Consider the following 8608-nt stretch of genomic DNA (forward strand, 5'->3'; position numbering starts at 1 on the left):
TCAAAGAAGCGGTGCTGCAACCGGCAACTCAAGAAGAGATAGACAACACTGTCGCAGTAATGGGTGGCGAAGATTGGCAGATGTGGATTGATGCACTGCTGGAAGCTGGCGTGTTGGCCGAAGGCGCACAAACCACGGCGTTCACCTATCTGGGCGAAAAAATCACCCATGATATCTATTGGAACGGCTCTATTGGCGCGGCCAAAAAGGACTTGGATCAAAAAGTTCTGGCGATCCGCGATAGCTTGTCTGCTCATGGCGGCGGCGATGCGCGTGTTTCAGTATTGAAAGCGGTGGTCACTCAAGCCAGCTCTGCCATTCCAATGATGCCACTGTATCTGTCACTGTTATTCAAAGTGATGAAAGAGAAAGGCACTCATGAGGGTTGTATCGAGCAGGTTTATTCACTGTATAAAGATAGCCTTTGTGGTAGCGCGCCACATATGGACCAGGAAGGTCGTCTGCGTGCAGATTACAAAGAACTGGATCCTGAAGTTCAAAACCAGGTACAGCAGTTGTGGGATCAGGTGACCAACGACAATATTTACCAGTTGACCGATTTCACCGGCTATAAAACCGAGTTCTTAAATCTGTTCGGTTTCGCCATCGACGGTGTGGACTATGAAGCCGATGTTAACCCAGCGGTGAAGATCCCTAATTTGATTCAGGGCTAAACTCAGGTTTATATCGCAACAACCCACTGCGTATGATGCAGTGGGTTGTTAATCGACTGATCGCCCCCTCTCGTTATTCCATCTGGATATACCATCTCCATATCCTATATATAGATAATGGATAAGCTAAGTCTATATTCTTCGTTTACGGAGAACCCAATAGCCTGCAACCTTGTGAATAAATTCCTCTTTAGAGTCTGAATTAATATTTATTCCACAGGGAAATGATGATGAAAATACGTTCACTGGCAATAGCCTTATCTGGTTTAATTATTTTAACCTCATTGAATGCCCATAGTGAGGAGAAGAAAGTGATTAAATTAGGATTTAATCCTGGACCCTATAAAGAGCAATTTGAGAAAGGCGTAGCACCTTATCTCATCAAGAAAGGCTACAGCGTCGAATATAAAGACTTCAATGATGGGATTCAGGTCAATAACGCCGTCAGTACCGGTGAAATTGATGGCAACATCATGCAGCATCCCATTTATCTGAAAGCGATAAATGAGCGCTTACGAATTGATAATACAGGGATTGTTCAGGTTCCAACCCCACCGATGGGTCTCTATTCTAATAAGCATAAAAAAGAAGATAAGCCTAAAGATGGTGCATGGATTTCAGTCCCAAATCAACCCTCAAACGAATACCGGGCAGCGCTGTTACTGCAATCTATTGGCTGGATAAAGCTGAAAGAAAAAATTGATCCGGCCACCTTCTCGCAAAGAGATATTGCAGAAAACCCTTATCATTTAGTCATCAAAGAAATGGATAATGCTCAACAAGTCAGAGCATTACCTGATGTCGATTACGGTGCCATCCAAGGTAATTTTGCGGTTTCTAATGGAATAAAACTGACTTCTGCCCTGCAACTTGAAAAACCCACCACTCAGTTTGTTAATGTGGTGACAGTTGCCGGTAAAAATAAAGATGCCGAGTTCGCCAAAGATATTATTGCAGGATATCGCTCTCCTGAATTCAAAAAATATATTCTGGAAAACGAGAAGTACACAGGTTATATGCTGCCTGATTATCTAAACTAATGGGATAACAGATGATTGAGCTTCAGCATATTTCTAAAACCTTTGAACGTAAAGGTATAAAACTACAGGCACTTAATGATGTTAATTTAACCGTCGAGGATGGCGATATATTTGGCATCATCGGCTACAGCGGTGCAGGGAAAAGTACTTTATTACGGATGGTCAACTCGCTGGAAAGCCCAACGGCCGGAAATGTCATTATTGATGGCAAGAACCTGCATGATTTCAGCCAAGAGCAACTCCGGCTATTGAAAAAAAATATTGGCATGATATTCCAGAACTTTAATTTACTGGAATCAAAGACCGTTTTTAAAAACGTCGCGATGCCACTTATTTTATTAGGGAAAAACAAAAAATTCATTCAGGAACGTGTCGCTGAACTGTTGGATTTTGTCGGGCTGGGGGATAAAAGTCACAGTTTTCCTAACGAATTATCAGGCGGGCAGAAGCAACGGGTCGGTATTGCCCGTGCGCTGGCAACTAATCCATCTATTTTGCTGTGTGATGAGGCCACCTCATCGCTAGACCCCCAAACTACCGCTCAGATTTTGTTGTTACTGAAGAAAATTAATCAGCAATACAATATTACGGTTTTACTGATTACTCATGAAATGTCAGTTATTCAAAAAATCTGTAATAAGGTGGCGGTCATGGAAAACGGTCAAATTATTGAGCAAGGTTCAGTATTGACGGTGTTTGGTCATCCAACTCATCCTACAACCATTAACTTTGTTCGTACCGTCATCAAAGATAGCTTACCCGAGAGCGTGAAAAAGTTATTGAATAATAGCCACACCGGTCGTCAATTCCGTTTGGCATTTGTCGGAGCGATAGCCACCCAACCGGTAATCAACCAGCTAATTAGGAAATACGATATTGGCGTCAATATTCTGTTTGCCAATATGTCAGAAATACAAGACACCACATTGGGCCATATGGTGCTGTTATTAACCGGCGAGAATCACACCATTGATAGTGCTGTTAATTATCTGGCAGGAACAGGAATTGATATACAGGAAATAAATTGATGATCGAAACAGCGATTACGTTAGACCAATTCGTCCAGGCGCTACACGACACCTTGGTTATGGTCAGTATTTCATTGGTTATCGGTTCTCTTATTGGTATTCCTTTAGGTATTTTACTGGTAGTGACCCGACCGGGCGGATTAATTAAGAACCGCACTTTTTATAATATTCTTAATCCCATTATCAATATCATCCGATCACTGCCTTTTATTATTTTGATGGTGGCGATTATCCCGCTCACCCGTCTTATTGTGAATACCACCATAGGAACACCGGGGGCGATTGTACCGCTGATTATTTTTATCGCGCCCTATATTGGCCGCCTGGTAGAAAACTCACTGCTGGATGTCAATCCCGGTATTTTGGAAGCTGCGAAATCGATGGGAGCCACCCCATTACAAGCCATTTGGTATTTTTTACTACCCGAAGCACTCTCATCTTTAATATTGGCGCTGACCACAGCCACTATTGGTTTGATTGGTGCCACGGCGATGGCAGGTACTGTAGGCGGTGGTGGGATTGGTGATTTAGCCATTACTTATGGTTATCAGCGCTTTGATACTTTCGTCACTGTGACCACGGCCATTGTATTGATTATCACCGTGCAGTTAATCCAATCACTGGGAAACTTATTTGCCAGTAAAATTCGCCGTGAGTCATAGATAATCCCCCCTTTCAGCTAGACAGAGGGGATTCAGATAGCTAACAAGTCAAATGATGGGGAAACGTACCGTTGGGGTCGTAGGGGTTAAAATACAAGTGGCGTAAGCCACCGAAGCGCCCCTAGGTACGGTCACCCCTTCACACTCCATTGATTAAACCTTAAAGCCGCTAATCACACTTTCTAACTGCAAGGTTTGATCCTGCATAGCTTGAGCTGCCGCCGCCACTTGTTCCACCAGCGCCGCATTTTGCTGCGTTGAGTTATCTAACTGATTAATAGCCAGATTAACCTGCTCGATACCCAAACTTTGCTCCTGGCTTGATGACATAATTTCATTCATTAATGCCGCCACATTGGAAACCCCACTCATCAGGTCATCCATCGTGGTACCCGCATCTGCCACCAAACTCGTGCCGATCGCAATATCAGCCACTGAATCTTCAATCAGCTTTTTAATTTCACGAGCCGAAGTCGCCGAACGCTGCGCTAAATTACGCACTTCAGAAGCGACGACGGCAAAACCTCGCCCTTGCTCACCCGCTCTTGCTGCTTCTACCGCCGCATTCAATGCCAGGATATTGGTTTGGAAGGCAATGCTGTCAATCACACTGATAATATCGACGATTTTCTTCGACGAGTGGTTGATTGACCCCATGGTATCCACCACTTTCTTCACCACCGTGCTGCCTTTCACCGCCACAGTGGAAGCATCAATCGCTAACTGGTTAGCGTGGCTGGCATTATCCGCGTTTTGTTTAACGGTACTGGTCAACTCATCCATTGAAGCGGCGGTTTCTTCAATCGAACTGGCTTGATCTTCAGTTCGAGCGGATAAATCCAAATTACCACTGGCAATTTGGCGCGATGCCGACGCGATAGCTAAGCTACTTTCACCGACCTGGCGCATCATTTGCTGCAAGTAGTCGATAAAATCGTTGAAACTCTGGTTAATAGCATTGAATTCCGGGCTACTGCTTTGTGGCAAGCGCTGGGTCAAATCAGCCCCCCCCGCAGACAATGCCGTAATATTCTCTTTCAAAGCCGCCAGACGTTTCATAAAGACGCGAATAGAGAACACCAGGAATAACAGCAATAACAACATGATAGGAATCTGTACTAGTCCCAAATGCAGCAAGATGCTGTGGCTCTGTTTGACTAACAAACTGGTTGGCAGATCAGTAACTAAATACCATGGGCTATTGGCAATCGGGCGGATAAACAGAGTATGAGAGGTTCCATCGACATCAAATTCACTTTCCAGTGATTTCTGGTCTTTCATCTGTGCCAACAACTGCTGTGTTTCTGCCGCCATTGGTGAGCTGGCAGCAAAGTCGGACAGATTTTTTAATTCTGCTTTGCCATCGGCCAAGGCGCTGCTGCCCACAATCTTGCCATCAGCTTCGACAATCAGAATGGTGCCATTGACCTTCTGTTCCATCTCCTTAACCAAACGGTTAAAGAAGCCTAAAGTGACATCAATGGTAGAAACACCATAAGCCTCGTCACCTTTATAAATCGCCATGGCGCAGTTGGTTCTCGGCTGCGGGCTGGCATCATCCTGATACGCTTTAGCCCAGGCGCAGAAACCTTTCGGGGCATTTAAGCCATCTTTGTACCACGGTTGTTCAAAATAATTTTGTGACTCTGGCGAATTCCAGTGGGTATTTACCGTTAACTTATTTTCCCCATTACGGGCAAAGAAAGTACTGAATTTAATCACCCCTTGCTCACGTTTATTGGGTAATGGCCAAATCCCGCCACCAAAAACATTACTGTCACCATACTGATCCACCAACCCCGGCAATAATGAGTCAATGGTATTACTGTCCATTATGGCAACTGCCTGCGTAATACTGCGGGCTTGTGCTTCTACTTTGTTCATTTGCGCCGTTATGGCTGTCGCGATTTGGTCAACGCTATTGCCAACAATGGTGCTTTCAGATTGTTTGAGTTGTGGTGTCACAAAAAGCTGAATAACCACTAAAGTGATTATCAGCAAGAAAATGAAAAACGCACTAACGAGTAAGGTGAATCGGGCTTGAGTGGTTTTTAGCATTATCGTGTCGCTCAATGTAAGAGAGCTGGATAGCTCCAGATCTATTAACGGCATTTCACGCATAGACTTGATAACAGTAAGAAACGATTTTTTCGTTTCTTTTCGTCGATCACAATTTCAATGTAACAAATCCGCAGATGACACTCATTTAAGTTAAATTTTAAGGGGTAGCACGTCACTCAAGTTTGGCCTACTCTGAGGGGGGGAACAGCATCATTTATTCACTTATCGGGAGCATGCCATGTCACAACAACCCCTTAAAATTGTTACCCTATTGGGTAGCTTGCGTAGTGGTTCCTACAATGCCATGGTGGCGCGTGCGCTGCCTAAATTAGCGCCCGTCGGCGTGATTATCGAAGCACTGCCATCTATTCGCGATATCCCGCTTTATGATGCTGATATACAGCAAGAAGAGGGGTTCCCGTCTACGATTGAGGCCATTGCTGAGCAGATTCGTCAGGCCGATGGGGTCATTATCGTGACACCGGAATATAACTATTCCGTCCCCGGCGGGTTGAAGAATGCCATCGATTGGTTATCCCGTTTACCCAACCAGCCACTCGCCAACAAACCGGTGACCATTCAGACCAGCTCTATGGGGCCGATTGGCGGAGCGCGTTGTCAGTATCATCTACGTCAGATTTTGGTTTTCCTTGAAGCAATGGTGATGAATAAACCTGAATTTATGGGCGGCGTGATTCAAAGCAAAGTCGATGAACAAACTAAAGAACTGACGGATCAAGGAACGCTGGATTTTCTGACCAAACAGCTTGCTGCCTTTGCCACTTACATTGAGCGCGTTCGGGTGAAATAACTCTCGAAGGTTACAAAACCCCCATGACATGCGGTATTGGGGGTTTTCTCTGTATCGCGCCCCATGTTATCAATAGCCACCTTCTCTTTTGTGGATGCAAGCAACCCATGGCCATTAAAATCACTGTCTGGTTTATCCTGACCCTGATGTCTACTCTTTGGCTGGGTTGGTACGGGCTGAATACACAACAAGCCGAGCGAGAGGCCGATTTTCGCACTATTCATCGCGAATTGAGCCAACAGTTGGCCCAGCAGCAGGCGATTTTATTTTTGGCGTTGGAGCCGAGCCAACTGGTGCAATTACAGCGCCATTTCCCACAATTGGTGGCGATAAACCAAACCCCAGCAGATCAATCCAAACCCGGTCAACTCACCTTACATCTTCAGGATGGAGATTATCGTTTAGCGAACTCCTACAGCGGCAGTGGGTTGCAGGTCAATGCCCAGAAGTTGTTGCAAGTGGTGGGTTTACCGCCCCATTTTGACAGTTTGGTATTGCGCTATCAGCAACATCAACTCGCGATTTTGGGCCATACAGCACCTGAAAGTTTCTGGCAGTGGCAAAAACCGGTGGGCGAAGGGGCGCAATCTTTCACTTTAATCGGTCATGCCACCCCAGTTTGGCGGGATTTACCCTGGTTCACCGCCCTACTGCTTTCGCTGATCATAGCCGCCGCCTTGTACAGTTGGCAGCGCTGGCAACTATTGGCTCAGCACCGTTTACATGCCGAGCAGCGCGCCAAATTTGCCGATCAAGCCAGACTCAATGCCATGGGAGAAATTGCGACCGGCATCGCCCATGAATTAAACCAGCCGCTCACCGCAACATTGACCTATAACCAGACCGCGCTACGCCTGTTACCGGCACAGGATGAGAAAGTTGCCCCGCTGCTGGTGGCTTCTATCGAGCAAATCAAACGCATTGCCGCTTTATTGGACCGGCTGCGAACCCTACTCAGCCGTGGGCAGATAAATTTACAACCGGTTGTCGTGGCTGATATCTGGCGGCGAGTGAATGTGTTGTTGAGTCAGGAAATAAACGCGGCGAATGTCAAAATCCTAAACATTATTCCCGCAAATCTTCCCACACTGCAAAGTGACCCTTTATGGCTGGAGCAGGTTTTCCATAATCTGCTGAGTAATGCGATTCAGGCACTACAACACACCCCGACTCCGACGGTGATATTTACAATAAATATAACGTCTAAACAATGGGTTATTCAGATTGAGGATAACGGACCGGGGCTCAATCATCAGCAGTTAGATAGCCTGTTCACCCCCTTCTATACCACTCGAGAGAGCGGATTGGGCTTAGGGCTGACCCTGTGTGAAACATTGGTACAGCGTATGGGAGGCGACATAAAAGCCGGTAACAATGAACATGGGGGCGCTGGCTTTACCCTCACTTTTCCTCTAATTGTCGAGAGTACACATGACAAAACACATTTATCTGATTGATGACGATGAGGGAGTTCGCGCGGCGTTGAGCGCATTACTCACGACCATGGGCTGGGAGGTTAACGCATTCAGTAACGGACAGATATTCCTTGATACCTTTGTCGTTACCCAGCCAAGTTGTGTTCTGCTCGATATTCGCATGCCGGGTAAAAGTGGCATGACGATATTAGAAGCTATCCAAGAGCGTAATAGCACCCTGCCGGTCATCATTATGACGGGGCATGGTAATGTTGAATTATGCCGCCGGGCCTTTAAAGGCGGTGCTCTGGAGTTTTTGACCAAACCGATCGATGCCGATGTCCTGATCGAAACTGTCAGTATGGCGTTAGAACAACATGAACAGGCGCTGGCAGCCCATAAGCAGCAGGCGAGCTATCAACAGCTATTCAACCAACTCTCTGCTCGTGAGCGGGAAGTTGCTGCCCTGATTATTCAAGGGGAAACCAGCAAACAGATTGCCCATACATTGTCGCTCTCACCGCGAACAGTCGAGGCTCACCGCGCGAATATCTTTGCCAAGCTAGAGGTCAACTCGCTGGCATTACTGATTCATCACTATCACTTATTCTCCCAATAATCCCCAAAGCAATTGGCGTTGCAGGTAGGCAGCCAGTGAACTCATCCCGATGAGCTTACTTATTTTAAAGTCAAAACCAGTAAGTGATTCGGGTGCGCGAACGCAGCTAACACCCCTGCGGCGTCAAGTGCGCAGGGGATAGGTAGAAGTACCTAGCAAAACGGGTAATAGGCCGAATGTTTTTTCACCACTTTTCGCCGTAGCATAGCGTTACTGTGAGGAATTCACTTCGCTAACAATAAGGATTTTATATGATCAAGCCTATTGCCCTGACCTCTGCCTTATTCATCGGCCTGAT

The 8608-nt window shown here is 46.1% G+C and carries 7 protein-coding genes and 1 pseudogene; 7 read left to right on the forward strand and 1 reads right to left on the reverse strand.

The window, feature by feature from the left end; all coding sequences use genetic code 11:
* The 4 genes and pseudogenes from ACNSO8_RS00860 to ACNSO8_RS00875 form a co-directional block, all read left to right on the forward strand.
* Window positions 1-674, forward strand: a pseudogene (locus tag ACNSO8_RS00860) (bifunctional NADH-specific enoyl-ACP reductase/trans-2-enoyl-CoA reductase); the annotation flags it as partial.
* A 230-nt stretch (window positions 675-904) separates the two neighbouring features.
* Window positions 905-1714 (forward strand): MetQ/NlpA family ABC transporter substrate-binding protein, encoded by an 810-nt coding sequence (locus tag ACNSO8_RS00865; protein ID WP_057629915.1) that lies wholly within the window; start codon window positions 905-907, stop codon window positions 1712-1714.
* Between the two features lie 11 nt (window positions 1715-1725).
* Window positions 1726-2742, forward strand: a complete 1017-nt coding sequence (locus ACNSO8_RS00870) for a methionine ABC transporter ATP-binding protein (RefSeq protein ID WP_019081466.1) — start codon at window positions 1726-1728, stop codon at window positions 2740-2742.
* Window positions 2742-3404 carry a methionine ABC transporter permease gene (locus tag ACNSO8_RS00875; protein ID WP_019084191.1) on the forward strand — a complete coding sequence of 221 codons (663 nt, stop codon included), beginning with the start codon at window positions 2742-2744 and terminating at the stop codon, window positions 3402-3404. Before ACNSO8_RS00870 ends, ACNSO8_RS00875 begins: the two co-directional genes overlap by 1 nt.
* A gap of 153 nt (window positions 3405-3557) precedes the next feature.
* Here the strand turns inward: ACNSO8_RS00875 and ACNSO8_RS00880 are convergent, their stop codons facing one another.
* The gene (locus ACNSO8_RS00880; protein ID WP_418393550.1) at window positions 3558-5462 is read right to left on the reverse strand and encodes a methyl-accepting chemotaxis protein; all 1905 of its coding nucleotides are present in this window, start codon (window positions 5460-5462) and stop codon (window positions 3558-3560) included.
* Window positions 5463-5703: 241 nt separating this feature from the next.
* Here ACNSO8_RS00880 and ACNSO8_RS00885 point away from each other — a divergent pair, with 241 nt between their 5' ends.
* From ACNSO8_RS00885 to ACNSO8_RS00895, 3 genes are all read left to right on the forward strand, one after another.
* The gene (locus ACNSO8_RS00885; RefSeq protein ID WP_418393551.1) at window positions 5704-6276 is read left to right on the forward strand and encodes an NADPH-dependent FMN reductase; all 573 of its coding nucleotides are present in this window, start codon (window positions 5704-5706) and stop codon (window positions 6274-6276) included.
* 107 nt (window positions 6277-6383) lie between these two features.
* Complete coding sequence (locus ACNSO8_RS00890) at window positions 6384-7733, forward strand: sensor histidine kinase (protein WP_418393552.1); 1350 nt, start codon at window positions 6384-6386, stop codon at window positions 7731-7733.
* Window positions 7708-8310, forward strand: a complete 603-nt coding sequence (locus ACNSO8_RS00895; protein WP_418393553.1) for a response regulator transcription factor — start codon at window positions 7708-7710, stop codon at window positions 8308-8310. Before ACNSO8_RS00890 ends, ACNSO8_RS00895 begins: the two co-directional genes overlap by 26 nt.
* The last annotated feature ends 298 nt before the right edge of the window (window positions 8311-8608 follow it).

Source organism: Yersinia sp. LJYL362 (assembly GCF_048323875.1).

Excerpts from the sequence above, each read along its gene's own strand:
- ACNSO8_RS00890 (WP_418393552.1), top strand. The coding sequence starts at position 6,384 with ATGGCCATTAAAATCACTGTCTGGTTTATCCTGACCCTGATGTCTACT.
- ACNSO8_RS00885 (WP_418393551.1), top strand. The coding sequence starts at position 5,704 with ATGTCACAACAACCCCTTAAAATTGTTACCCTATTGGGTAGCTTGCGT.
- ACNSO8_RS00880 (WP_418393550.1), bottom strand. The coding sequence starts at position 5,462 with ATGCTAAAAACCACTCAAGCCCGATTCACCTTACTCGTTAGTGCGTTT.
- ACNSO8_RS00875 (WP_019084191.1), top strand. The coding sequence starts at position 2,742 with ATGATCGAAACAGCGATTACGTTAGACCAATTCGTCCAGGCGCTACAC.
- ACNSO8_RS00870 (WP_019081466.1), top strand. The coding sequence starts at position 1,726 with ATGATTGAGCTTCAGCATATTTCTAAAACCTTTGAACGTAAAGGTATA.
- ACNSO8_RS00865 (WP_057629915.1), top strand. The coding sequence starts at position 905 with ATGAAAATACGTTCACTGGCAATAGCCTTATCTGGTTTAATTATTTTA.
- ACNSO8_RS00895 (WP_418393553.1), top strand. The coding sequence starts at position 7,708 with ATGACAAAACACATTTATCTGATTGATGACGATGAGGGAGTTCGCGCG.